This window comes from Mesorhizobium sp. M1182, from assembly GCF_040318335.1.
GTDB lineage: Bacteria > Pseudomonadota > Alphaproteobacteria > Rhizobiales > Rhizobiaceae > Mesorhizobium.
On sequence record NZ_JAMYMD010000004.1, the window covers coordinates 145808 to 171834 of the forward strand.

The 26027-nt window shown below is 60.9% G+C and carries 24 protein-coding genes; 8 read left to right on the top strand and 16 right to left on the bottom strand.

The features are described 5' to 3' along the window. The first annotated feature begins 275 nt into the window (after positions 1-275). The 3 genes from NKH33_RS07835 to NKH33_RS07845 all read left to right on the top strand — a co-directional run bounded on the left by NKH33_RS07835 (position 276) and on the right by NKH33_RS07845 (position 4121). On the top strand, positions 276-1940 hold the full coding sequence (locus NKH33_RS07835) for an ABC transporter substrate-binding protein (protein WP_023674663.1): 1665 nt from the start codon (positions 276-278) through the stop codon (positions 1938-1940). Between the two features lie 128 nt (positions 1941-2068). Continuing rightward, positions 2069-3190, top strand: coding sequence for a carbohydrate ABC transporter permease (locus NKH33_RS07840; protein ID WP_352456633.1), 1122 nt, complete (start codon positions 2069-2071; stop codon positions 3188-3190). A 13-nt stretch (positions 3191-3203) separates the two neighbouring features. Beyond that, entirely contained in the window at positions 3204-4121 is a 918-nt protein-coding gene (locus NKH33_RS07845; RefSeq protein ID WP_352575954.1) for a carbohydrate ABC transporter permease, read from the top strand. A gap of 48 nt (positions 4122-4169) precedes the next feature. On the opposite strand, the gene NKH33_RS07850 is transcribed toward NKH33_RS07845, so the two are convergent. After that, positions 4170-4913, bottom strand: coding sequence for a creatininase family protein (locus NKH33_RS07850; RefSeq protein ID WP_352918806.1), 744 nt, complete (start codon positions 4911-4913; stop codon positions 4170-4172). A 5-nt stretch (positions 4914-4918) separates the two neighbouring features. After that, the gene (gene hxlB / locus NKH33_RS07855; RefSeq protein ID WP_352918808.1) at positions 4919-5485 is read right to left on the bottom strand and encodes a 6-phospho-3-hexuloisomerase; all 567 of its coding nucleotides are present in this window, start codon (positions 5483-5485) and stop codon (positions 4919-4921) included. A 184-nt stretch (positions 5486-5669) separates the two neighbouring features. Here hxlB and NKH33_RS07860 point away from each other — a divergent pair, with 184 nt between their 5' ends. After that, entirely contained in the window at positions 5670-6692 is a 1023-nt protein-coding gene (locus NKH33_RS07860) for an aldo/keto reductase (RefSeq protein ID WP_352918810.1), read from the top strand. A 74-nt stretch (positions 6693-6766) separates the two neighbouring features. On the opposite strand, the gene NKH33_RS07865 is transcribed toward NKH33_RS07860, so the two are convergent. From NKH33_RS07865 to NKH33_RS07895, 7 genes are all read right to left on the bottom strand, one after another. Continuing rightward, entirely contained in the window at positions 6767-7039 is a 273-nt protein-coding gene (locus NKH33_RS07865; RefSeq protein ID WP_006201846.1) for an HU family DNA-binding protein, read from the bottom strand. Positions 7040-7235: 196 nt separating this feature from the next. Beyond that, complete coding sequence (gene lon, locus NKH33_RS07870; protein WP_352501552.1) at positions 7236-9647, bottom strand: endopeptidase La; 2412 nt, start codon at positions 9645-9647, stop codon at positions 7236-7238. Between the two features lie 279 nt (positions 9648-9926). Beyond that, positions 9927-11201: an ATP-dependent Clp protease ATP-binding subunit ClpX gene (gene clpX, locus NKH33_RS07875; protein ID WP_006332719.1), complete on the bottom strand. Its 1275-nt coding sequence runs from the start codon at positions 11199-11201 to the stop codon at positions 9927-9929. Between the two features lie 293 nt (positions 11202-11494). Then, positions 11495-12124 (bottom strand): ATP-dependent Clp protease proteolytic subunit, encoded by a 630-nt coding sequence (locus NKH33_RS07880; protein ID WP_023674655.1) that lies wholly within the window; start codon positions 12122-12124, stop codon positions 11495-11497. A gap of 345 nt (positions 12125-12469) precedes the next feature. Next, a complete protein-coding gene (locus NKH33_RS07885) occupies positions 12470-13564 on the bottom strand; it encodes an HlyD family secretion protein (RefSeq protein WP_352918812.1) in 1095 nt (364 codons plus the stop codon). Next, the gene (locus NKH33_RS07890) at positions 13495-14769 is read right to left on the bottom strand and encodes a glycosyltransferase family 2 protein (RefSeq protein WP_352918814.1); all 1275 of its coding nucleotides are present in this window, start codon (positions 14767-14769) and stop codon (positions 13495-13497) included. The genes NKH33_RS07885 and NKH33_RS07890 overlap by 70 nt, the downstream gene beginning before the upstream one ends. Then, a complete protein-coding gene (locus tag NKH33_RS07895; RefSeq protein ID WP_352918816.1) occupies positions 14766-16148 on the bottom strand; it encodes a TackOD1 domain-containing metal-binding protein in 1383 nt (460 codons plus the stop codon). Before NKH33_RS07895 ends, NKH33_RS07890 begins: the two co-directional genes overlap by 4 nt. 386 nt (positions 16149-16534) lie before the next feature. Between NKH33_RS07895 and NKH33_RS07900 the strand changes: the two genes are divergently transcribed. Further along, positions 16535-17125, top strand: coding sequence for a hypothetical protein (locus NKH33_RS07900; protein ID WP_352918817.1), 591 nt, complete (start codon positions 16535-16537; stop codon positions 17123-17125). A gap of 3 nt (positions 17126-17128) precedes the next feature. On the opposite strand, the gene NKH33_RS07905 is transcribed toward NKH33_RS07900, so the two are convergent. Beyond that, a complete protein-coding gene (locus tag NKH33_RS07905) occupies positions 17129-18232 on the bottom strand; it encodes an NAD(P)/FAD-dependent oxidoreductase (RefSeq protein ID WP_352820079.1) in 1104 nt (367 codons plus the stop codon). Positions 18233-18329: 97 nt separating this feature from the next. On the opposite strand from NKH33_RS07905, the gene NKH33_RS07910 reads away from it, so the two are divergent. Further along, positions 18330-19577 (top strand): cytochrome P450, encoded by a 1248-nt coding sequence (locus NKH33_RS07910; protein WP_352918819.1) that lies wholly within the window; start codon positions 18330-18332, stop codon positions 19575-19577. A gap of 160 nt (positions 19578-19737) precedes the next feature. On the opposite strand, the gene NKH33_RS07915 is transcribed toward NKH33_RS07910, so the two are convergent. After that, complete coding sequence (locus tag NKH33_RS07915) at positions 19738-20652, bottom strand: LysR family transcriptional regulator (RefSeq protein ID WP_352682001.1); 915 nt, start codon at positions 20650-20652, stop codon at positions 19738-19740. A 109-nt stretch (positions 20653-20761) separates the two neighbouring features. On the opposite strand from NKH33_RS07915, the gene NKH33_RS07920 reads away from it, so the two are divergent. Both NKH33_RS07920 and NKH33_RS07925 read left to right on the top strand, forming a co-directional pair. Beyond that, positions 20762-21502, top strand: coding sequence for an LVIVD repeat-containing protein (locus NKH33_RS07920; protein ID WP_352918821.1), 741 nt, complete (start codon positions 20762-20764; stop codon positions 21500-21502). 11 nt (positions 21503-21513) lie between these two features. Next, complete coding sequence (locus tag NKH33_RS07925) at positions 21514-22218, top strand: LVIVD repeat-containing protein (protein WP_352918823.1); 705 nt, start codon at positions 21514-21516, stop codon at positions 22216-22218. 156 nt (positions 22219-22374) lie between these two features. On the opposite strand, the gene NKH33_RS07930 is transcribed toward NKH33_RS07925, so the two are convergent. The 5 genes from NKH33_RS07930 to NKH33_RS07950 form a co-directional block, all read right to left on the bottom strand. Next, positions 22375-22725, bottom strand: a complete 351-nt coding sequence (locus NKH33_RS07930) for a cupin domain-containing protein (protein ID WP_352769997.1) — start codon at positions 22723-22725, stop codon at positions 22375-22377. Positions 22726-22730: 5 nt separating this feature from the next. Further along, complete coding sequence (locus NKH33_RS07935; RefSeq protein WP_023674650.1) at positions 22731-24011, bottom strand: O-acetylhomoserine aminocarboxypropyltransferase; 1281 nt, start codon at positions 24009-24011, stop codon at positions 22731-22733. Positions 24012-24163: 152 nt separating this feature from the next. Further along, a complete protein-coding gene (locus NKH33_RS07940) occupies positions 24164-24685 on the bottom strand; it encodes a CoA-binding protein (protein ID WP_352918825.1) in 522 nt (173 codons plus the stop codon). 76 nt (positions 24686-24761) lie between these two features. Beyond that, on the bottom strand, positions 24762-25184 hold the full coding sequence (locus NKH33_RS07945) for a VOC family protein (RefSeq protein ID WP_352471976.1): 423 nt from the start codon (positions 25182-25184) through the stop codon (positions 24762-24764). A 9-nt stretch (positions 25185-25193) separates the two neighbouring features. Continuing rightward, positions 25194-26015 (bottom strand): enoyl-CoA hydratase, encoded by an 822-nt coding sequence (locus tag NKH33_RS07950; RefSeq protein WP_352501540.1) that lies wholly within the window; start codon positions 26013-26015, stop codon positions 25194-25196. Positions 26016-26027: the final 12 nt, after the last annotated feature.

The window sequence follows — 26027 nt, forward strand, 5'->3', positions numbered from 1 at the left end:
CGTGAAGCTAACCAACGCAAACGGCGAGGGCAAGTCAGTCTCTTATAGATAAAAAACCCATTCACGTTGACACCGCACTTCGTTGTGCGAATAGTGACAGTGTCCGGCTTATGACCCTGTTCCGGGCGCACCGGTACGCTTGTCCGGCACTGAATGCCAAGCGTCGCGGGAGGGAGAATTCGGGCCGCTATTTACCGGAGTCGCTGTCGTTGGGGAACATAATCGGCGCTCCACCATCTGAACCAATTCACAATTGACCTTCTGGGAGGAACGAAATGAAAGTCAGCCTTTATAACCAACTTGTCCGCGCCGGGGCCACCCGCCGCGACGTGCTGAAGGGAGCGGCCAGCATGGCCGCCCTCGCGGCGGCCTCAAGCGCCGGACTTGGTGCGCTGACGCGCACGGCTGCGGCCGCCGACGACCTGCGTGCGCAGATCCTGCAGATTCCGGGTGTCGGCAAGGGTCAGCCGACCGATGCCGACTTCCAGCAGGTCGGCGAGCTTTGCCTTGGCGCCACCAAGGCCAATGTCAAGGAAGGCGAATTCGCCGGTGTCGAACTCACCTTCATGGGCCTCAACAACCAGAACCTGCACAATGTGCTGTTTCGCGGCTTCCTGAAGCCGTGGGAGACCTATACCGGCGCCAAGATCAACTGGATCGACCTGGCGCAGGCTGACTACAACGCCCGCCTGCAGCAGTCGATCGCGACCGGCACCGTCGATTTCGACATCATCGAAATGGGGGCACCGTTCGAAGGCGACGTCTGCGGCAAGGGTCTCACCTCCGAGATGCCGGACTGGGTCAAGGACCAGATCGACATGAAGGATGTCGTGGCCTATCTGCAGCCGCCGGTGGGCACATGGGACGGCAAGCAATATCGCGTGACCGTTGACGGCGACGCACATAATTTCAACTACCGCACCGACGTGTTTGCCGATGCCGACCTCGCCAAGGCCTGGAAGGACGGCGGCGGAGAAGGCGAATGGGGTGTGCCGAAGACCTGGCAGCAGGTGCAGGCGGTGACGAAGTTCCTCAAGGGCAAGCAGGTGAAAGGCCAGGATGTCTTTGGCTATCTCGATGCGCCCAAGCCCTGGGGCGGTTTCGGCTTTTATTTCCTCGGCAGCCGCGCCAGCGCCTACGCCAAGCATCCCGATGACAAGGCCTGGCTGTTCGATGCCGACACGATGAAGCCGCGCGTCAACAATCCGGCATGGGTGCGGGCGATCCAAGACGTCATCGATGCCCTGCCCTCCGAACCTGCCGACCAGATCAACGCCGACCCGAACACCACCGCCTTCCAGCAATTCCTGGCAGGCACCGGTTCGATGGTTACCTGGTGGGGCGACGTCGGTTCGAACGTCAAGACCAACGATTCCTCGGTCGTCGGCGACATCACCGGCTTCTCGATCCTGCCGGGCTCGGACGATGTCTACAACTCCAAGACCGGCCAGTGGGACAAGCTCGCCAGCGGCCCGAACCATGCGCCGAACTGCGCCTATCTCGGCTGGGGCGTTTACGTCATGGCCCGCGTCGACAGCGACGAAAAGAAGAAGAAGGCGGCATGGTCTGCCGCTGCCCACCTCGGCGGCAAGGACCTGTCGCTCTGGTGCGCGGCCTATCCGTCGGGTTTCCAGCCCTATCGCAACTCGCATTTCAACATTCCGGAATGGGTGGCGGCGGGCTACGACGAGGCGTTCATCACCTCGTATCTGAAGTCGGAAGCCGACAGCTACAACCATCCGAACGCGGCGATCGAGCCGCGCATCCCCGGCATCTTCCAGTACTACAGCGCCGCCGAGGACATTTTGGCCAACACCTTTGCCGGCAAGATGAAGGCGCAGGAAGGCGCCGACGCCATCGCAGCCGCCTGGGAGAAGCTGACCGACCAGATCGGCCGCGACAAACAGGTCAAGCTCTACAAGGCATCGCTCGGCATGTAGGCTGAGATCGTGAAACCTGGTCCGGCGGCGCACAGCCGCCGGACATCCGCTTTACCGGCCCGGCCTCGATCGGCTCGGCCGGTCATCGAGCCTCCTGTGAACAGGCAAGACGCGTGGCTGACCGGACCCTGGCTGACCAGACTTTGTCGACAAGTGAATGGCCGGCAGGCGCCGTGCCATCCGACCTGATTCCGCGGAGCCGCAAACGGCTTGGCTGGGCGCTGATGGCTGCTGCGACGCTCGGCCTTCTGGCGGTGATCGCGCTGCAAATCCTCTACAAGAGCGAGGTCGACACTATCGGCTTCGACACCTGGCGGCCGGTGGTCTACGCCTACGTGCTGTGGGGTGTCGCGCTCGGCATCGGCCAGGTGCTGACGCGCGGCGAGGACGGCCAGCGCGCTCTGTTCCTGCTGCCGGCGCTGCTGTTTACCATTGCCATGGTGATCTTCCCGACGCTGTTCGGCTTCTACATCGCGCTGACCGACTGGAACCTCAGTTCCTTCAGCGGACGGCAGTTCAACGGGCTCGACAATTTCTGGCAGATGCTGAACGACGCCTATTATCGCAATGCGCTGTTCAACATGGTGCTCTACGTGCTGGCGGTGTTCGTCGAATATGTCATCGCCTTCGGCCTGGCGCTGCTGCTCAACGCGCAGATTAGGGCACGAAAATTCTTCCGCGTCGTGTTTCTCATGCCGCTGATGCTGTCGCCGGTGGCGGTGTCGTGGATGATCGGCAAGTCGCTGATGGAATACCGCTTCGGGCCGGCCGCGACACTGGCACGGCATCTCGGCTGGGAAAACCCGGCCTTCTTCTCCAACCCGATCACCGCCCGCATCTCGATCATGGTGCTCGACGCGTGGACGTTCATCCCGTTCATGATGATCATGCTGCTCGCCGGCCTGCAGGCGATGTCGCGCGAGGTGCTCGAGGCAGCGCGTGTCGATGGCGCCACTGCCTGGCAGACCTTCTGGCAGGTCACCTTCCCGCTGATGCTGCCGGTGTCGGTGACAGCGGTCATCCTGCGCATCATCTTCAAGCTGAAGCTCGCCGATATCATCATCACCGTCACCTCCGGCGGGCCGGGCGGCGCGACCGATTCGGTGTCCAGTTTCATCTACCGCGAATATCGCGACCGTTCGAACGTCGGCTACGGCACGATGCTGGCGATGGCCTATTTGATCATCATCATCGTGTTCGTGACCTGGCTGCTGAAGTTCGCCAGCCGCTTCGTGCGCAACGTCAACTGATCGGGCCGGCAAGATGAGCGTTCAGACCACCGACTATGCCGCTTCCGAAATTCGCTCGCCGGCGAGCTTCGTCGCCAACCGCGTCTTCATCTACGGCGCGCTCATCTTCTGGGCCTTCATCTGCCTGTTCCCGATCTATTGGACAATAACCACTTCGTTCAAGACCGCGGTCGACGTCACCCAGGGCCATCTGATCCCGTTCGTCGACTTCCGGCCCGACTGGAAGGGCTGGCGTTCGCTCGGCCTGTCGCCGGACTCGATCTTTCGGACGTCGACGGTGCGCGACGAATTCATCAAGCGTTTCATGAATTCGGTCATCACTTCGGTCGGTGCGTCGACCCTCGCCATCGTCATCGGCAGCCTCGCCGCCTACGGGCTGACCCGCTATCGTTACAAGTTTGCCTGGTTCAGGAACGAGGATATTTCCTTCTTCTTCCTGTCTCAGCTGATCCTGCCGCCGGTGGTTTTGGCCTTGCCCTTCCTCGTGCTTTACCGGGAGGTCGGCCTGCTCGACACACGCGTCGGGCTGATCCTGCTCTATACGCTGATGGTGCTGCCGATCGTCATCTGGATCATGCGCGACCAGTTCAACTCCATCCCGGTGGAGCTGGAGGAGGCAGCACTCGTCGATGGCCTGTCGATCTGGGGCGCCTTCTTGCGCATCGTCATGCCGATCGCGCTGCCGGGCATGGTCGCCGCCTTCATCCTGGCGATGGTGCTGTGCTGGAACGAGTATTTCTTCGCCGCGCTTTTGACCTCGACCGACGCAAAGACCATTCCTGTCATGGTGGCCAGCCAGACCGGCTCACAAGGCATCAACTGGTGGTCGATGGCGGCGCTTGCCACCGCCGCCATCACACCGCTCGCCGTCATCGGCATCGCGCTCGAGCGTTACCTGATCATGGGCATGACAGCGGGCGCGGTGAAATAACTGCGCCGGCTCTCTCTTCTCCCCTTGTTGTGGGAGAAGGGAAAAGCGCTAACCCGAAAGCGTTGCCCGCAAATGCTCGAGGATCATGGCAACCCCTTTTTGCCCCAATTCCGCCGAGGCTTCGGGCGCACTTGCCGTGTACCAGCCGGTGTTGTCGGCGAAGCGGCCGGAATCCACCGCTTCCGGGTACAGCGCCAGCATCAGCGACGTCTCGCCGGTGCCGGCATGGTCGAACGGGTACCGGCTGTGCATTGAAGCCGGCATTAGGGGATGCACCTGCACCCAGTTGAAGAAATTGCTGCCCTCGGCGTGCTCGGCATAATAGTCGGCCATCGCCGCAGAGCCCCACCAGCCTTCGCCACGTTCTTTCTCCAGGAAGCGGAAGATCGCCTGCCGGCCGGCGGCCTTGAAGGCGAGATCGGTTGGCATGCCGGCGGCAAAATTTTCGGTCTGGTGGTGAATGATGGCGTGGATGTTGCGGAAGCCGATGCGCAGCAGGCTATAGAACAGTTCTTCCGCAAATGGCGCCAGCACATTGCCGCCGACCTGCAGCGAACCACTGCCCTCCGGTGCTGCAACAGCATAGCTCGCCGCGCCGTAATAGAAGGGCGGCAGAATGACGATCTCGGCTTCTTTTTCGAACAGTTCCAGGCTCTTGACCACCGCCAGCGTGTCCATGCCGACGGCCATGTGCTCGCCGTGATATTCAAGCACACCCAGCGGCAACACGACCGGCCAGTTTTCGGCGATCACCTTGCGTATCTGATGCGGCAGCATCAATTCGTAGCGCATGACACCTACTCCATATTGGTGTGGCGGGCGCGCATCGCTCCCGGCGAGACGCCGGTCAGATCCCTGAGCTTCAGCACCATCACTTCGAAGAGGACGAACAGCACGCCTTCGAAAACCGAGCCCATCGGCAGGACGGATGTCTTTTCGGGACCCTGGTCGTCGGCCATGGTCTGAGCCGGGATAAGCAATGTGAAGTCGGCCAGCTTTGCGGCAGTGCTGTCGGCTTGCGCGGTGAGCAGCAGGACTGTGGCACCGGCCTCGCGCGCGACCTGCATCAAGGTCAGCACCGTCGACGTCTCACCCGGGCCGGAACTGGCGAGGAAGACATCGCCCGCGCCCAGCGGCGGCGTGGTCATGTCGCCGACGACCGACACCGGCAGACCGAGATGATAGAGCCGCATGGCAAAACCCTTGACCTGCAGCGCCTCGCGGCCGCAGCCATAGGTGACGATCTTTTTCGCACCGGCCAAGATGGCGCAAGCGGCGTCGATGCGGCTTGCGTCGATACGCTCCAGCACGGTGCCAAGCTCGTTCAGCGCAATCCCAAACAGGTTTTCGCCGGCGTCTGTCATGACATTTGCACCAGCCTGCAGGTGCCGGAGAACCATTTGAATATCTTAGTCACCTTTGCCCCGAACAGCTTGTTTTCATTCATGCTATCACCGCGAAAATCGGTGTCCAACGACACGCAGTGCTTTTGATGCGCTACAGCCGTGATAGTGTCACGGCAAATCGTGAATGAGGAAACGACGACATATGAAGACACGGCATTTCGACCGCATCGGCAATGGCGGCATCACCTTCACCGAGCTCGGCTTCGGCACCGCACCGCTCGGCAATCTTTACCGCGCCGTCTCCGACGAGGATGCCAATGCTACGCTGGAGGCGGCATGGCGGGTCGGCTGCCGCTACTTCGACACCGCGCCGCTTTATGGGCTAGGCCTAGCCGAAACGCGGCTCAATCCGTTCCTGCGTTCGAAGAAGCGCGACGACTACGTGCTGTCCAGCAAAGTCGGGCGCATAATGCGCGCCTGCCCGCCGGAACAGCGCACCGGCATCGGCAAATTCTTCGACACCCCATCGCGCCGAGAGGTCTACGATTACAGCTATGACGGCGTCATGCGCTCCTTCGAAGCCTCGCTGGAACGGCTCGGCGTCGACCGCATCGACATCCTCTTCGTCCACGATGTCGACATCTTCACCCATGGCAGCAAGGAAGCCTCGGACCAGCGCATCCAGGAATTCATGAGCTCCGGCTACTACGGATTGCTGGCATTGCGCGACCAGGGCGTGATCAAGGCTTTCGGCGGCGGCATCAACGAGTGGCAGATTGCCCAGACGCTGGCCGAGCGCGGCGATTTCGATCTGTTCCTGCTTGCCGGGCGTTACACGCTGCTGGAGCAGGAAGCGCTGCAGTCTTTCCTGCCGCTATGCCAGCAACGCGGCATCGGCATCGTTCTCGGCGGGCCTTACAATTCCGGCATCCTGGCAACCGGGCCGAACCCCGGCGCCTACTACAATTATTCGGAGGCGCCGCAGGACATCATCGACCGCGTCACCCGCATCGAGGCCGTCTGCAAACGCCACGGCGTGCGCCTGATCGAGGCGGCGCTGCAGTTCCCGCTGCTGCATCCTTCCGTCGTCTCGGTAATCCCCGGCGGTCAGCGGCCGGGCGAAGTCGAAAGCAATCGCTCCCTGCTCGACGCAAAGCTGCCATCGGCGCTGTGGACCGATCTCAAGAAAGAAGGCTTGATGCGCACCGACGCGCCGACGGCATAGCGCCGCCTTTTCCAACAGAAAAGAAAAACCGGATATGCCGGCTTTTCTTTTCTCTGAAAGACTTAAGGAGGCGCCTAGTTGACCGCGTCCTTGAGGCCCTTGCCGGCCGAGAACTTCGGCACGGTGCGCGCCGGGATCTTCACTTCCGCACCGGTCTGCGGATTGCGGCCGGTCGACGCGGCGCGTTTTGACACGGTGAAATTTCCGAAGCCGACAAGCCGGACATCGCCGCCCTTTTTCAGTTCGCCGGTGATCACGGAAAACACCGCATCAACCGCCGACTGCGCGTCACCCTTCGAAATACTCGCGGCATCGGCGACAGCGGACACCAGTTCGTTCTTGTTCATAAAAATTCCCTTCCATGAGAAAACCGGAACACTCGACTCATCCGGCAGGAAACGGACTTTAGAAAGAAGCGCTCCGGCAACCAAGTCGAAAAGCGCCAGGAAAGTCGAAAAAAGCCCGGAAATCCGCGGTTCTTCACATGAAAAAGCCGGGCTCAAGGCCCGGCTCTCTCTTTGTGCATTGCAACTTTAGCAAGCACTAATGCGCCAGCGATTTACCAGCCTCGTCTCCGACATCGACCACGGCCGGCGCATTGACGGGTTCGACCCACTGGATCGGTTCCGGCATGCGCACCAGCGCATGGCGCAACACTTCGCCAACCCGTGAGACCGGAATGATCTCCATGCCGCTCTTCACGTTCTCCGGAATCTCCGCCAGATCCTTGGCGTTCTCTTCCGGGATCAGCACCTTCTTGATGCCGCCGCGAAGTGCGGCAAGCAGCTTTTCCTTAAGGCCGCCGATCGGCAGCACCCTGCCGCGCAGCGTGATCTCGCCGGTCATCGCCACATCGGCCCTGACCGGGATACCGGTCAGCACCGAGACGATCGCCGTCGCCATCGCCACGCCAGCCGACGGTCCGTCCTTCGGGGTTGCACCCTCTGGCACGTGGACGTGGATATCGCGCTTGTCGAACAGTGGCGGCTCGACGCCGAAATCGATGGCCCGCGAGCGGACGTAAGAGGCCGCCGCAGAGATCGATTCCTTCATCACATCGCGCAGATTGCCGGTCACGGTCATGCGGCCTTTGCCGGGCATCATGACGCCTTCCACCGTCAACAGCTCGCCGCCGACTTCCGTCCAGGCGAGCCCGGTGACCACGCCGACCTGATCGTCGCTCTCGACCTGGCCGAAGCGGAAGCGCGGAACACCAAGGTAATCGGCAAGATTGTCCGCCGTGATGTTGATCGTCTTCTTCTTCGTCTTCAGGATCTCGGTCACCGCCTTGCGCCCGAGCTTCATCAGCTCGCGCTCCAGGCTCCTGACGCCCGCTTCACGGGTGTAGGTCTGGATGATGCCGCGGATCGCGTCCTCGCCGACGGAGAACTCCTTCGGTTGCAACGCGTGGTCGCGGATCACCTTGGGCATCAGGTGACGCTTGGCGATCTCGATCTTCTCGTCCTCGGTGTAGCCGGCGATACGGATGATCTCCATGCGGTCCATCAAGGGCGCAGGGATGTTCAGCGTGTTCGCCGTCGTCACGAACATCACGCTCGACAGGTCGTATTCGACCTCGAGGTAATGGTCCATGAACGTCGAGTTCTGCTCGGGATCGAGCACCTCGAGCAAAGCCGATGACGGATCGCCGCGGAAATCCTGGCCCATCTTGTCGATCTCGTCGAGCAGGAAGAGCGGGTTGGATTTCTTCGCCTTCTTCATCGACTGGATGACCTTGCCGGGCATCGAGCCGATGTAGGTGCGGCGGTGACCACGGATCTCGGCCTCGTCGCGCACGCCGCCCAGCGCCATGCGGATGAACTCACGGCCGGTCGCCTTGGCGATCGACTTGCCGAGCGAGGTCTTGCCCACGCCGGGAGGTCCGACGAGGCACAGGATCGGCCCCTTCAGCTTCTTCTGGCGGCTCTGCACAGCGAGGTATTCGACGATGCGGTCCTTGACCTTGTCGAGGCCGAAATGATCGGTATCGAGCACATTCTGGGCAAAGGCCAGGTCCTGCTTGACCTTGGAGTTCCTGCCCCACGGGATCGACAGCAGCCAGTCGAGATAGTTGCGCACGACGGTCGATTCAGCCGACATCGGCGACATCGTCCGCAGCTTCTTCAGCTCGGCTTCCGCCTTTTCGCGGGCCTCCTTGGAGAGCTTGGTCTTCTTGATCCGCGCCTCGATCTCGGCGGCCTCGTCGCGGCCGTCCTCACCCTCGCCGAGTTCCTTCTGGATCGCCTTCATCTGCTCGTTGAGGTAGTATTCGCGCTGCGTCTTCTCCATCTGGCGCTTGACACGCGAGCGGATGCGCTTCTCCACCTGGAGCACCGAGATTTCGGCTTCCATGAAGCCCATCGCCTTTTCCAGCCGTTCCTTGACGGACAGCGTGGCGAGCATCTCCTGCTTCTCGGGGATCTTGATGGCAAGATGCGAGGCGACCGTGTCGGCGAGCTTGGAATAGTCGTCGATCTGACTGGCGGCACCCACCACTTCGGGCGAGATCTTCTTGTTCAGCTTGACGTAGTTCTCGAAGTCGGTGACCACGGAACGTGCCAGCGCCTCGACCTCGACCTCTTCCTCCTCCGGTTCGACCAGCGCCGCAGCACGGGCCTCATGGAAGTCGGGACGGTCGGTGAACGCGACGATTTTCGCGCGCGAGGCACCTTCGACCAGCACCTTCACGGTGCCGTCCGGCAGTTTCAGCAATTGCAGCACATTGGCGAGCGTACCGATGTCAAAGATGGCATCGGGCTCCGGATCGTCGTCGGCGGCATTCATCTGGGTCGCGAGCAGGATCTGCTTTTCCTGACCCATCACTTCTTCCAGCGCCTTGATCGACTTTTCACGCCCGACGAAGAGCGGAACGATCATGTGCGGGAACACCACGATGTCGCGCAGTGGGAGGACTGCGAAGACGCCGTCGCTGGGAGCCTTGGATAATTTGGCCATTGTCCAACCTTTCATGTCGCGGCCGCCAATCGGCCAACCGCGAATCTCATATTAACGACCGGGGATCGTTCCGCCTACCACCGTTTGTGACGGGAGTTTTACAGCACAGAATTCGGCACCACGGCCTTCCGCCTTTAGTTGGAGGCACAGGGGGTAAAGATCAAGGGTCAACACGGTCCGTCCTCCAATCCGCAGCCATTACGCGGCGCCGTACGCGGTGTGCGACAGCAAAACGGCGCCCTGCGGCGCCGTTTCAGAAAAATCCATTGCCGGCTCACGTCAGGCGCTGACGTTGCCCTTCTTTTCCTTCTGCTCGGAATAGATGTAGAGCGGCCTGGCGTTGCCTGACACCACCTCTTCCGAAATAACCACTTCGCGCACGCCTTCCAGTGCCGGCAGCTCGAACATGGTGTCGAGCAGGATCGCTTCCATGATCGAACGCAGGCCGCGTGCGCCGGTCTTGCGCTCGATGGCGCGTTTGGCGATCGCCGACAGCGCGTTCTCATGGAAGGTCAGGTCGACATTCTCCATCTCGAACAGCCGCTGATACTGCTTGACCAGCGCGTTCTTCGGCTCGGTCAGGATCTGGATCAGCGCCGGCTCGTCGAGATCCTCCAGCGTCGCCAGGACAGGCAGACGGCCGACGAACTCGGGAATGAGGCCGAACTTCAACAGATCCTCAGGCTCGACCAGGCGGAAAACATCGCCGGTGCGGCGATCCTCGGGCGAAGCGACGATGGCGCCGAATCCGATCGAGGTCTTCCTGCCGCGATCGGAGATGATCTTGTCCAGGCCGGCGAAAGCGCCGCCGCAGATGAACAGGATGTTGGCGGTATCGACCTGCAGGAATTCCTGCTGCGGATGCTTCCTGCCGCCCTGCGGCGGCACGGAGGCGACGGTGCCTTCCATAATCTTCAAAAGTGCCTGCTGCACGCCCTCGCCCGAGACGTCGCGGGTAATCGAGGGATTGTCCGACTTGCGCGAGATCTTGTCGATCTCGTCGATATAGACGATGCCGCGCTGGGCGCGCTCGACATTGTAGTCGGCCGACTGCAACAGCTTCAGGATGATGTTTTCGACGTCCTCGCCGACATAGCCGGCCTCGGTCAACGTCGTCGCGTCGGCCATGGTGAAGGGGACGTCGATGATGCGGGCCAGCGTCTGCGCCAGCAACGTCTTGCCGCAGCCGGTCGGGCCGATCAGCAGGATGTTCGACTTCGCCAGCTCGACGTCGTTGTTCTTGCCGGCATGGGCGAGGCGCTTGTAGTGGTTGTGGACGGCCACCGACAGCACGCGCTTGGCGTAAGGCTGGCCGATGACGTAGTCGTCGAGAACCTTGAGGATTTCCTGCGGGGTCGGCACGCCCTCGCGCGACTTCACCATCGAGGTCTTGTTCTCCTCGCGGATGATGTCCATGCACAGTTCGACGCATTCGTCGCAGATGAACACCGTCGGCCCGGCGATCAGCTTGCGCACTTCGTGCTGGCTTTTACCGCAAAACGAGCAATAAAGCGTGTTCTTGGAATCACCGCTGTTGTTGCCGACCTTGCTCATTTTCATGTCCTTTCATGGCCGCCCGCCGATGGTCTGGTTGAAAGGGCGCATATTCAATCTATCGCGGGAATCCGCCGCCGCCAGTGCCCCGGCTCCCGCAACGCATTCCGTACGAAACACAAATCGGAAAACGAGGCAATGATTCGAACAACCCCACGCAAAGCTAAGCCGTCGAAAATCAACATAGCCTTAACGTAGGCAATTGCACCCGTCGAGGGAACAGCCAATTGTGGCCGAAATGCCGCAAGCTGCGCCAAAAGCGCGTGATCCCGCCACTCATTGCCACCGCGGGCCTATAAGGCAATACCTTCGACCGGCTCACGTGACGAAATGACCTTGTCGATGAGGCCGAAATCCCTGGCCTCGTCGGCAGTCATGAAATGGTCACGGTCGAGCGTTTTTTCAATCTCATCATAACTCTTGCCGGTGTGCTTGACGTAAACCTCGTTGAGGCGGCGCTTCAGCTTGATGATGTCCTGGGCATGGCGCTCGATGTCGGAAGCCTGGCCCTGGAAGCCGCCGGAAGGCTGGTGGACCATGATGCGGGCGTTCGGCGTGGCAAAGCGCATGTCCTTGTGGCCCGCCGTCAAGAGCAGCGAGCCCATCGAGGCGGCCTGACCGATGCAGAGCGTCGACACCGCAGGCTTGATGAACTGCATGGTGTCGTAGATCGCCATGCCGGAGGTGACGACGCCGCCGGGCGAGTTGATATAGAGGTTGATTTCCTTCTTCGGATTCTCCGCCTCGAGGAACAGCAGCTGCGCGCAGACCAGCGTCGCCATGCCATCCTCGACCGGGCCGGTGATGAAAATGATGCGCTCCTTGAGGAGCCGCGAGAAAATGTCGTAGGCCCGCTCGCCGCGATTGGTCTGTTCGACCACCATCGGAACGAGGTTCATGTAGGTTTCGACGGGGTTCTTCATGGACTATCCCTTTTTGAGGATGGGATTCCGGCGCCGGAGATTTGCAATCGGGCAGAATCGGTTCTGGATCGTTATTGTGTAAATAGGATGCCGGCTCACCCTAGCGCAAGGCCGCCTCTCCTAGCCACTTGGTTAAAACGAATCAAGCTTGCCGGACGGTGCCCGGAGGACGCGGCACGGATCCTGGTGGATTGACTTCACCTCTTTGATCCCACGGTTTCGCGCGGCCATGGTGGCACTGGCGTTGCTCGCAACGCGAAGGGCCTGGAACGTCGTATCGGGCGAGGAAGATTGACTGCGTTCCCGGGACGGCTAAGTAGCTGCCTCCGCAGGATTAAGCAGGCATTACCTGGCCCAACAGAAGCCGAACGCGCAACCACTCACTGATACTTTTTGCGAGACCGCGAAGGAATTCGCCTCATCGAGTGCGATACGGATCAGCCTTGACCTGTCGCGGGGCCGGAACATGTTCTGAAACTCGTCCGGCAACGCGTCGGCGACCGACAGAATCTTTTCGACTGTTCCTCTTGCACGCTCGGTTCCGTTACCCACGTCGACCGCCATTCCTTCGCGCAGCGAAAACAGATAGTTGTCCGGCAGATAGGCGAGGACGTAGGACTTGCCGCCGTCGATCTGTAGAAGCGGATCGCCGAACCGCAGCACCTGGCCAGGGACCGGCACCTTCGCGCCAACGACCCCCTCCGTGACCGAGCGGATGTTTCCGCCGTCATATATGGCCTTTACCTCATCCATAGCCCCGCCCGATCTCGCACGGAATTGCGCCACCAGGGCGAGTTCGGATTTGGTCGCTTGCAATTGACCGGTCAGATCAGCCAGATGTTCGGCGGCCTGGAAGCTGCCACGAACGGCTTCGTCCTTCGTCGAAGTCGAGACGATGCCTGCCGTGACGATGGTGTCGATTCTCGCAAGTGTCGTCCTGGTTTCACGCGCTGTCCGCTCGGCCAGCGGCATCACGGACTGGATCGCTTCGTGTCGGCTGTGGAGCTGGCCCTCGCGAACGGCGAGTTCACCCTGTCGCAACAGCAGCTCCGCGATCTCCTTGACCATGTCGAACGATTGAAGCTCGACGAGCAATGTACCGGGCTCGACCTTGTCTCCCGCCTTGACAAAGACATGCGTTACCTTGGCCGGATAGGCGGCATCGACGGCATACCGATCCTTCAGGACAATACCGTCCGCTGACAAGACGACCGCATCACCAATGAGGTAGTAGACGATCGAAGAGGAAAACAAACCGAGGAGAGCGAGGTAAACGATGCGATCCCAATTTCCCACACTCGCGCGCTGCTGTTTTCCCAGATTGTCCACTCGGACGTGTTTTCGAATGTATTTCATCTGAAGCTCGTTCTCTACCAGGGCCGCTCTAGCCGAACTTTGATCGGCGTGTAGTTGTCGCGATGTGAACCTGAGAACACCCATTCATCGATATAGGCGATCAATCGAACGGGTCTCATCACATAGGTCATGAACAGGGAGTAGCCGGGCAGGAACCATATGCTTCGCCAGAACCCCTGCCGCTCGGTGGTCCAACTGGCCAGCGCCAGCACAAACACGTCGAGAACCAGGAGGCCGCACTGCATGCCGATGAGGATCGCGGGCGTGAAAGAGCCGTACTGGAGGGCAAGCCAGACGAGATAGAGCGGGAATATCGCGGCACCAACGACGTTGAAAAGGAGGAAATCCCATTGGTGTAGGGCCTCCGGAAGCCGGAAACCCGAGTCCGAGACACGAAACAGGCGGTAGTGTTTGCGAAAGCGTAGCCAAATGGCATCGCGTTCCCAGCGCAATCGCTGGCGGATATATTGGTATGCGGTTATCGGGACGTCCGTATAGCAGATCGCATCCGGTACATAGGCCATGCGCCAGCCCGCCCGTCGCAATCTCAGCGTGACATCCAGATCCTCGCCACCGCCTACGTCGAACCCCCCAACCCCCAAAAGGGCTTTGCGCCTGAAGGCGCTGAACGCTCCCGAAATGCAAACGACCTGATCGAGAGCTCCAGCAATACGCTTTCCGACCGAAATCGACTGCAAATATTCGATCTCCTGAAACTGGGCGACGATACTCGCGTGGCCGTTGCGCGGTGCAATATCGCCGCATGCCGCTCCAACCGCTGGATCCGAAAAGGGGCCGAGAATATTTTCGATCGCGTACCGATCAAACGAACAGTCGCAATCGACATTGATCAGTATGTCGCCTTTGGCTACGCGGCACGCCAGATTGATCCCGCTCGCCTTGCCGCCCCTCAGATCCGTCGAAATGATGCGCGAGGCATAACCTCTCTTGACCAGAGCTTGCGAGACCCTGCTCATCCGATCGGTCGAACCATCACTGACAATGACAACTTCGAAGTCATTGAAAGACTGTTCCCGCAACGAGCGGACGCAGGTTTCGATGGACTCAGCCTCATTATGGCCAACCAGAATGATGCTTACATTGGGCCGTAATGGTCGCTCATGCTCAATCGAACCCGCGGCATCACGCGAACGCATGGTCACAGCGGCCGCGACGAACGGAATGATGTAACGGGGGAACTCAAAGACCAGCGTGTACCAGAAAACGGAGGCCAGGCTCGCCGTCGATTGAGCTAGCAGGAATGCAAATCCGAGTTCGAGATCATTCAACGCGAGGCTTGCCCCGTTTTGGTCGCCACCCGAGGGCGAGGGTCAAGCTTTTCGCCCAAAGACGCCTCGCAGATTGAAAGCATTGCCGATATCTGCTCCGACAATGTCTCGTCGCCCTTCGCCGTCATGATGAAATAGTCGGCGGCGGCGCCTTTGTGCACCGATCCTGTCTCCGCAAGGTAATTGCTCAGGTTTTCGATGAAGAGACGGCGCAGTTTCTCAAACACGTCCTGGCCCTTTGATTTTATGAGCGAATCTCGTGCTCCGTAACGCAATTCCGTGACCGCCAACGGCGGGCCCTTCGCTCCGGTCATGCGTGCGCGGTCGAGTTCCTGAACCAGGGATGGCGGCAACCCCAACAAGGACGTTGGCAGCTTTTTCTCCGGACTGGTGAGCAGAGACAGCGCCTGATCCGTGAGTGCGTAGGAAAAAAAGTCGATACGTTTAACGCTGTCGCCATCAGCCCGCGCATCACAATCCTGGCAGACGAATCCAACAGCCGGCTCCGATGTCGAATCCTTGCACCTCCTGCAGATTTGCGAGTGGCCGGGCTTGTCATAGTCCTTTCCATAGTGACGCAATTGCTGGCTGCATTTGGGGCAGACCAGTGCGCTTCCCTGCCGAAAATCGCCTTCAGGACGAAGAGCGGCGCAACGATAATGATGAATAAGCTCGGCCTCGAACATATCGGCCGAACGGCAGGAGGGACATTCCTCGCGAACGGTAAGCCGCCGCGACCCGCAGGCGCCGCACTCATGCACGCGGTCGAAGAAGGTCTTAAGCAGAAGTCCGCGATGGGAGAGATCTTCGGCGATCGGGATCGTCTTGGCCGCCGACGGAAAGCCCGGATAGCTTATGGAGGCCGACGTCATCGGATAGCGCTTGGCTTCGATGCTTCTGCCGGCGACGAAGGCATGCGCAAGAAAGCGCGTTTCGGGCGTATTTGTCGAACGGATGTGCGCGGCAAGCTGTTCGCGGCGGCGGCGAAAATCGAGAATGCATTTTGCCGTCTCCGCCCAAGTCGTTTGCTGCATCAGATCGAAATGTACATCCGCGAACCGGCCGGCACGGCCGCCCAGATCGATGACAGGCACCATCGCCAGCGGAATGTGGTCACGCAGGTTGTCCAGCGGCGAGTTACGCCGCTCATCGGCCAGAAGAACGGCATCGATGTCCCCTTCCGACGAGGAGTCGAACATCGTGCGGTAGATCGCCGAATGCAGAACGACCACGCGTGGGAACCATTCGACGGCAGGCTTCCAGGACAATCCCATTCTGGCCCAGAGTGCCAGGCAAAGGTCGGTGAGTTCATGGCTTGCGGTGGAAGCCGTCGGTGCCGGCAGTTGCACAACGGATTTCGGAACAAGTTCTGCGGGCATGTCGGCCTCCATTTGCCCGGCGCTCGCAAAGGAACGCCGCCACAGGTACGACTTGCAGCCTGGGTGGAGGATCCAAGGGCAACGTCACATTTACTGAAAGGATTATTGCAGGACGAGATATGCGGAAAACACGGGATCGCATGCGACACCGGATGGCCAGCTACGTCCCCCCACGACGTTCCTGACCAGCGACCAAGTCAATCAACTCGAATACGTCAAATGTTATTCGTTGATTGTTAGCGGATGCTTAATTGGCAGCAAGAATTTGTCTGTCGGACTCAGGTAGTCGAATTAACGAAGTTTGATGAATCGCCTTTTCCACGACATGGCTTTCCCTACAGTTCAACGTTGAACCCGCTTCATGCGGTCCAAACAGGGGGAGTTCCATGACCAGGAAAGCTTCTTCCTTCGCCATTGCCGGCCTGACCATGCTCGGCACAATGTCGGAAACGGCGGCCGGCGGACGCGCGGTCGAATGCTACGAGCAGGTCAATCGGCCGGCCTTCTACGACACCGTCTACGAGGACGTGCTCGTCAGCCCAGCCGGCCAGCAGGTGCAGTATGAAGCGCCGATCTACGGGACGCGCGAGCGCGTGGTGCAGATCGCGCCGGCGCGCGTCAGCTACGAGATCGTGCCCGCCATCACCCGCACCATCTACCGGTCCGTGAGGGTCGATGACGGCGGCTATTCCTGGGAATGGCGCATCATCGATGGCCGCCAGGTGCTGTGCAAGGTCAGGCACAAGGCGCGCTATGAACGCGTGGCCGAGATCGTCGTGGTTGAGCCGGAACGCCGGCGGCGCGTTGTCCTCCCCGCCGAATACGAGAGCGTCGCCGAAGAGGTTCTGGTGCGGCCGGAGCAACGGCGCATCATCGACATTCCGGCGTCTTATCAGACAGTGGCCCGCCGCGTGGTGGTCAGGGAGGGCTCATCCAGCTGGCGCCGCGTGCATATTCCGAGGCATTGCCAGTATTAGCGCTCAGGCCACCTCCGCCCTGAGCCATTTCTTCAGGCCGCCGACATCGCCACTGCCGACGCAGGCCGCAACCCTTCTGCCGACCGCCGCGCCGAACTTGTAGCCGTGGCCGGAGCAGGCCGAGACGATCAGGCATCTGCCTTTCCGGTGGGCCAGGAACTTCTCGTCGGCGGTGAATGTGTAGGCGCAGGTGACCACTTCGGTGACCTTGTACTCCTCGATACGAGCGATCGGCGGCGAAAACAGGTTGCGGATCGCCTCACCCTCGCCCGGTACCGGCTGACGGTTCCAGTCTGCATCGCTGGTCGGCACCCTGTGCAGGCCCGAGCCGAATTTCATGCCGGCGCCGCCTGTCGGCGGGATGGCGTAGCCGTCGACAGTGCCGCCAATGTCGAGGACAACCGGCGCTGCCTGCCAGGCTGCCTGCAGATCCGCCGGCGGTTCGACATAGGCGAGCGCGGTGCGCCAGGTTTTCAGCTCGCCGTCCAGCTCCGGGAACAGTTTCAGCACCCAGGCGCCGGCAGCGACGACGATCCGGTCGGCCTGCATCGTTTCGCCGCCTGCCAGCACGATATGCCCGGCCTCGGCGTCGATCTCGACCACCTTGCTGTTCTCGTAGACATTGGCGCCGTTCGCGCGCAGCCACCTGGCGAGGCCGGCGGCGATCTTGCGGCAGTGCAGCGCGCCGCCGTCCGGCGAAAAATACGCATAGCGGAATGAACCAGGCTGCAGGAACGGCCAGCGTTCGACCGCGGCATCCGGCTCGAACAATTCGAACGGGTAGTTCCCGGCTTCCATGCCTTCTCGGTATTCCTCGGCCTCATCTCCCGGCTGGCGCGAAATGCAGATGAAGCCGCGCGGATCGAGATGGCTTTCGCCGAGATCGGCCCACATCTCATCCCAGGCTTCATAGGCTTCGGTGATCAGCCGGCCGTAGCCCGTTCCGGCCCGGTAGGCGCGGCGGATGATGCGATGATGGTCGCCCGACGCGGCAAGCGGATTGGGGATCGGTCCCTGCTCGACGATCGAGACGAGGTGCCCGGCCCTGACCAGTGACCACGCCGTGGATAGCCCGGCAATGCCTGCACCGACCACGATCACATTCATGAAAACCGTCCTTCCGCAACCGCTTCGGCGGCTCACCTCACTGGAGGGCCAACATACGGTCTGGCACCAGACTGGCAAGCCGCGCTAATGATCTGGCATGACCGAATTGAAGCCGCCCTACCTTGCTTTTGATCCAGCCACGCGTCGCCTGCGGCTCGATCCGCACGAGCCGGCTTTTTTCCAGAACCCTTACGAAGCCTACGCCTTCCTGCATGGCGCATCGAACGCCTTCTTCTGGGAGGAGTTTGGTTTCTGGTGCTTTGGCGGCTTCGACGACGTCAACCGGCTGCTGCGCGATCGCCGCTTCGGCCGGCAGAACCCGGCGGGCATTCCGGACAGCCGAGGCATCGGTCAGGACCGCACGCACCTCAGCGCGTTCGACGGCATCGAGGCCAATTCGATGCTGGAGCTGGAGCCGCCTGTCCACACACGGCTCAGAACGCTGGTCAACCGCGCCTTCGTCTCGCGCCAGGTCGAGCGGCTCAGGCCACGTGTCGAGGCGCTGGCCAACGAACTGATCGACCGTTTCGAACCAGGAGGAGTCGACCTGCTGCCGGCATTCGCAGCTCCCTTGCCGATTACCATCATTGCGGAAATGCTCGGCGTGCCGGTCGACATGGGGCCGCAGCTGCTCGACTGGTCGCATCGGATGGTCGCCATGTACATGCATGGCCGCACCCGCGAGACGGAGGACACGGCCAATCGCGCCGCGCGCGACTTTTCCGATTTTCTGCGCGGCTACGTCGCCGAGCGGCGAAAGAGGCCGGGCGAGGATCTTCTGTCGCTGCTGATTGCGGCACAGGAGGACGGCCAGAAACTGTCGGAGGACGAACTGGTATCCTCGGCCATCCTTTTGCTCAATGCCGGCCATGAAGCAACTGTCCACCAGACCGGCAATGCGGTGCGCTCGATCCTTGCGCAAGGCGGCGACCCGCGCCGCTTCTTCGCCTCACCGGAAGCAACAGCCGCGACGGTCGAAGAGTGCCTGCGCTTCGACGCGCCGCTACACATGTTCACGCGCTACGCCTATCAGGAGGTCGAGGCCGAGCCGGGGATCATCGTCCAGCCGGGCGAAACGATCGGTCTGCTGCTCGGCATGGCCAATCGCGACCCTACTGCGTTTGCCGAGCCCCTCGCCTTCAGGCCGGACCGCGCCGACCAGAAGAACGTATCGTTCGGCGCCGGCATCCATTTCTGCATCGGCGCGCCGCTCGCCCGGCTCGAACTGCAGGTGTCGCTGAAAACCTTGTTCGACCGGCTACCGCAGCTGCATCTTGCCGAACAGCCGCGCTTCCGCGACACCTATCATTTCCACGGGCTGGAAACGCTTGCCGTCAGAATCTGAGGACGGCTTCCGACGACAGGCTTCGAAGCCGGCTCCGGCGAATTCCGGTCAAATAGGTAACATCTCAAGGCCGCGAGTGCCAAATAATCGCTGATTGAACGATGAAGCTACCGGAAGCAGGACCTCACACTAAAAATCCTGGATGCCTATAGAAATTCGGTCATGAAGCTTGAAGAGAGACGGGATTTGAATCTTTTTGCGTCGTCTCGCGGACGATGTCGAGGAAGGCCTTCAGCACCGGCGAGGGTTGTTCATGCCGGTAGATGATTGAAGTGTCGATAGACAAGGTTCGTCCCTGGATAGGGCGATAAACGACGCCGCTCCGGCGCAAATTTTGCAGACAGGCGGGCAGCAGCGAGACGCCCAGCCCGACGGATACAAGTCCGATGATTGTCTGCTTCGGCGTTGCTTCTCGAACGATCCTCGGGCTGAACCCGGATGAACGGCACAACCCGACGATCTCGTCATAGAGGGATGGATTGATGCTGCGCGGGAACTGAATCAACGCTTCGGAGGCCAAGTCGGCTAGCGCGACCTCTGCTTCCGAGGCCAGCCGATGCGTTTCCGGCAAGGCCACGATCAGGGGTTCGACCAGTATGCTTTCGACCTTCAATGCGTTGTGAACGACGGGAGGATGAACAAAACCGATATCGAGCTGGCGTTCGGCCACAGCCCTGACTTGATTGGGAATGCGCAGGTCGGTCAGGCTCAACTCGACCTCGGGATAGCGCTTGGTGAAGCGTTGGACGACAGACGGCACCACGCTGTAGATAGCCGCGTCGATGAATCCGACAGCAAGATGGCCGGTTTCGCCACGATCGGCTTTGCGAGCAAGCTCCACCGCCTGCTCTGTCTGCTGAAGCACGGCCCTAACCTCATCAAGGAACACACGCCCCGCCGCAGTCAGTTCGACCTTGCGCTTGGTGCGCTCCAGCAAGCGCACACCCATCGCCTGTTCCAGTTGCTGGATCTGCTTTGTCAGGGGCGGCTGTGAGATATGCAAGCGCGCTGCCGCGCGCCCGAAATGCAGCTCTTCGGCGACGGCCATGAAGGACTGCATCAGCTTGTGGTTCATCTTCAGCCTTTAATTTCCCAAACAGAATTATCCATGGCTCAAACGATATTGGACGGAAAGTATCGGAATCTGCAAAATCCGGAAAGCTGCAAAATCCGGGAGACGCGCTTTGAAAAATTCCGAGATTTCACGCCGCCAGATGCTGAAAGTGCCGCTCATCGGCGCGACGATCGCCGCGACATCTCAATCCGGTCTTGTCTGCGAGGCCCTTGCCCAACCCGTTCCAGCTTCGTCGCCAGCGCCCCCTGGCGCTTTCGCCCACAATGTCGAAGCTGTGGGCTATACCGATCTCGATCATCGCCCAGCCTTCAAAATGGCGATCAGGCAGGTTGGCGAACGTTGGTATCTCTACACTGGGCACTTCTGGCACTCCGGCTGGAGCATCGTGGACGTGACCGACCCGGCCAAGCCCGAGACGGTCAAGTTCGTGCCCTATCTCGGCACGAATACTTGGACTCTACAAATAGATTTGTCCGGCGACACGATGGTGACCGCCCTCGAAAAGCCCTTTGCTAATTTCGGCGGTGACCCCGACGCACCGTTCGGCGAAGGCGTTCTGATCTGGGATATCGCGGACCCCATCAATCCGAAACAACTCAGTCACTACCGCACCGGCGGAAACGGCACGCATCGCAACCTCTATCCGGTGGACGTTATGTCCACCTTGCCGCCGGCATGCCGGGTTACAGGGGCAACATCTACGTCATCCTCGATATTTCGGATCGCTCGAATCCGCGCGAAGCCGGACGCTGGTGGGTGCCGGGCCAGCACGAGGCCGGCGGCGAGAGCTTTGCGGCTGCGAAGCCCGCCGCCGACCAGGAGACCGCCGATCGCTACCGGTTGCGACTGAAGCCGCAATGCATGTGCGGCGCCTTCTGCGCCAGCACGGGCGAGGATGTCTCGCTGCACGGCCCGCCTTATGTCACTGGCGATCTTGTCTATTTGCCTTATGGTGCGGCGGGAATCGTTGTGCTCGATATTAGCGATGTCTCCCAGCCGAGGCAGGTCGGCGGCCTGAGCTTCAGCCCTCCGTTTCACTCGCGCTTCGGTGTGCATAGCGTGCTGCCGATTCCAGAGCGCGGCATTGCCTTCGCCAATTCGGAGAACGTCACCTATGGACTTGGTCCGATGCATCACGCTTCGATCGTCGATATTTCCGATTCCAGTGAACCCTTTCTGCTGTCGCTGTTGCCCGAACCAGTGCCACCCGAAGGCGCTCCCTATTCGGATTTCACAACTCGTGGCGGCTGGCGCGGACCGCACAACATCAACCACCACCAGCATCATCCCGATGTCCAGAAACAAGGCGATCTGTTCTATATCGCGCACTTCAACGCCGGGCTCAGGGTCTATGACGTCTCGAATCCTCGGCTTCCGCGCGAGGTCGGCTACTTCATCCCGCCGGAGCCAGTCCGACGCTACGGCCCTATGCCGGAAGACAAGCTGGTTGTTCAGACCGAGGACGTGGTCGTGGACCGGCGCGGCTTCATTTACATAACTGACAAGAACCAGGGGCTCTGGATTCTCCGCTACACCGGCCCGCGGCCGGAAACGGATCGAACGTGACGGTCACATTCACCCTGAATGAAGCCTTGGTCGGAGCGCGGAAGCGGAGGCAGTCAGGATTTGCCGGGAGTTTCATGGCACCGCGACATGATGAGCCGATACGGATTTTCCGACACGGACATCGACCGCTTTTGTAAAGTCCGGCGCCATGCGAAATCAAAGCTTGATTACATACTCCTTGCGCGTCGTTTCAAGCACTTCCCAGCTTCCTCTAAAGCCCGGCCTCAGCACGAAGCTGTCGCCTGCCCTGACGGTGCGCGCATCGCCGCCGTCTTCAGCGATCACCGAAACCCCTGACAGGATGTGGCAGAACTCCCACTCATCATATTCGATGCGCCATTTGCCTGGCGTCGCTTCCCAGACGCCGGCATAGAGGCCGCCGTGCTGTTCCTCGACATTCCAGGTGCGGAATTTCGGATCGCCCGACATCAGGCGATCCGGCGCTGGTGCGCCAAGTTCCGGTTCGACGGCGTCGACGCCGACGGAAAGAAATTTCGGCGTGGCCATGGCGATCAAACCTTGGCGAGAGCCTGTTCCAGATCGGCGACGATGTCGTTGACGTCCTCGATGCCGACCGAAAGCCTGACCGTGTCAGGCCCTGCCCCGGCGTTGATCTTCTGCTCGTCGGAAAGCTGGCGATGCGTGGTCGATGCCGGGTGGATGACCAGCGACTTGGTGTCGCCGACATTGGCCAGATGCGAGAACAGTTCGAGCGCCTCGACGAACTTGATGCCCGCCGCATAGCCGCCCTTCAGCCCGAATGTGAACACCGCGCCGGCGCCAAGCGGCGAGTACTTCTTCTGCAACGCGTTGTTCTTGTCGCTGGGCAGGCCGGGATAGGAAACCCAGGCGACCTTGGGATGGTTGGAAAGCCATCCGGCGACCGCCGCCGCATTGTCGCAGTGGCGCTGCATCCTGAGCGGCAAGGTTTCCAGACCGGTCAGGATAAGGAATGCGTTGAACGGCGAAATCGCCGCGCCGATGTCGCGCAGGCCGAGCACGCGAGCAGCGATGGCGAAGGCGAAATTGCCGAAGGTCTCGTGCAGGACGAGGCCGCCATATTCGGGGCGCGGCTCCGACAGCATCGGATACTTGCCCGACTTCGACCAGTCGAACGTGCCGCCGTCGACAATGGCGCCGCCGATCGAATTGCCGTGACCGCCGATGAACTTGGTCAGCGAATGCACGACGATGTCGGCGCCATGCTCGATCGGCCGCAGCAGATAGGGCGAGGCCAGCGTGTTGTCGACGATCAGCGGCAGGCCGTGCTTGCGGGCGATGTCGCCGATCTTCTCGATGTCGACGAAGACGCCGCCGGGATTGGCCAGGCTCTCGATGAAGATCGCCTTGGTCCTGTCGTCGATCTGGCTCTCGAAGGTCGAGATATCGTTGGTGTCGGCCCAGCGCACCTGCCAACCGAAATTCTTGAAGGCGTGGCCGAATTGGTTGATCGAGCCGCCGTAAAGCTTTGTCGCTGAAACGAAATTGTCGCCGGGCTGCATCAGATTGTGGAAGACCAGCACCTGCGCGGCATGGCCGGAGGCGACCGCAAGGCCTGCCGTGCCGCCTTCGAGTGCCGCGATGCGCTCTTCCAGCACCGCCTGGGTCGGGTTCATGATGCGGGTGTAGATGTTGCCGAACGCCTTCAGCCCGAACAGCGAGGCGGCATGATCGGCATCGTCGAAGACGAAGGAGGTGGTCTGGTAGATCGGCGTCGCTCGCGCGCCGGTCGCCGGATCCGGCTTGGCGCCGGCATGGACGGCGAGCGTGTTGAAACCGGGCGTGCGGGCCATCGAAAAACCTCCCTCAATGGTGAATGGTGAATGGTGAATGGTGAATGGTGAATGGCAAAGTCGGCCAGCCCCACCCTGATTGCAAGCGGCTCATATGCCGCCTTGCCCGCCTTCCAGAAAAATCTTTCTATTCACCATTCACTATTCATTACCTACTTCTGGCGAACGCCGAAACTCTGGAATCCCGGCCGCATCAGCGGCTTCTTCGACGACAAAACGCCGGAATTGACGCCGGTCCAGCCGATCTCGCCGGACAGCTTGCCATATTCGATCTTGGGGCAACGGTTCATCACCACCTTGATGCCGGCGGCTTCGGCGCGTGCGGCCGCCTCGTCATGGCGTATGCCAAGCTGCATCCAGATGACCTTCGGCAGCGGATCGAGCCGCAGCACCTCGTCGACGATGCCCGGCACGGCAGCGGAAGCGCGAAACACGTCGACCATGTCGACGGGTCCCGGAACGTCGGCGAGCCTGGCATAGGTCATCTGGCCGAGGATCTCCTTGCCGGCCTGGCCGGGATTGATCGGGAACACCGAAAACCCCTTGCCGAGCAGATATTTCAGCACGAAATAGCTCGGCCGCACGTCATTGGCCGACGCGCCAACCATGGCGATGGTCTTCACCGAATTGAGGATGCCGGCGATATAGGCGTTGTCGTAGGCGTCGTGGTTCATGCCTCGTCATACAGCGCTTCAGAGTGAGGTGCCAACAGCCGAGCAAGTGGCTTGCAATGGGCCAGGGAGAACGTCGTCAGGCCGGCAGCGAAATCGATCCGTCTTCCGCGATCGGAAAAGCCGGATTGTGCGCGACTTCCCAGACATGCCCGTCGGCATCGGCGAAATAGCCGTACCAGCCGCCCCAGAAGGCGCGCCCGGCCGGCTTGACGATCTTGCCGCCAGCCTTCTCAGCCGCCGCAAGCACTTCGTCGACCTCGGCGTCAGAACGGGTGTTGTAGGCGAGGTAGACGGCCGACGGCGCCTTCGAGAAGCTGACGCCCGAATCCTCTTCGGCGCTTGGGCGCGGAAACAAGCCAAGAATGGCGCCGCCCATCTGGAAGAAGGCAACGCCGTCGGTGATCCCGGCATGGCGGGTCAGGCCCATCGCCTCATAGAAGCGCGTCGCACGGTCGAGATCGTCGGTGGCGATGGTGACGATGGAGATGCGCGGTTCCATATCCGCCTCCTACTCCTCCGGCCATTCCGGCTTGCGCTTGCCGATGAAGGCGCCAATGCCCTCTTCCGCATCGCGCGCCAGCATGTTCTCGACCATGACGCGCCCGGTGTAATCATAGGCCTCGGCCAGCCCCATTTCTGCCTGTTCGTAGAAGGCTTCCTTGCCGATCTTGACGACCAGAGAGGATTTGGACGCAATGGTTTGCGCGTATTTGGTGACAATCTGATTCAGATATTCGCGCGGCACGACGCGGTTGACCAAGCCGAATTCCTTGGCGGTTGCCGCATCGATCGTCTCGCCGGTCAAAAGCATCTCCATGGCGTGCTTGCGCGAAACGTTGCGCGACAGCGCCACCATCGGCGTCGAGCAGAACAGTCCGATATTGACGCCAGGCGTGCAGAAGGTCGCCTCGTGCGAGGCGATGGCGAGATCGCAGCTGGCGACCAACTGCAATCCGGCCGCCGTCGCCAGACCGTCGACTTCGGCGATCACCGGCTTAGGATGGCGAACGATCGCCTGCATCAGCGCGGCGCAGGCGGAAAACGTCTTTTCGAAGAAGCCCCTGCCGCGATCGGCATCGGCGCGGTGCGCGCTCAACTCCTTGAGGTCGTGCCCGGCGCAGAACACTTTGCCGGTCGCCCCAAGGACGATGACGCGGACGGATTTGTCGGCCTTGGCGCGGTCGAGTTCCGCCGTCAGCGCCGCCATCACTGCAAGCGAAAGAGCGTTGGCCGGCGGATTGGCGAGCGTCAGGCGCAGCACACCGTTGTCCAGCCTGGAGACGACCGGCCCTTCGGCAACGGCAGGCTTGATGGCGACGATTTCGGCCATGATCATTCCTCT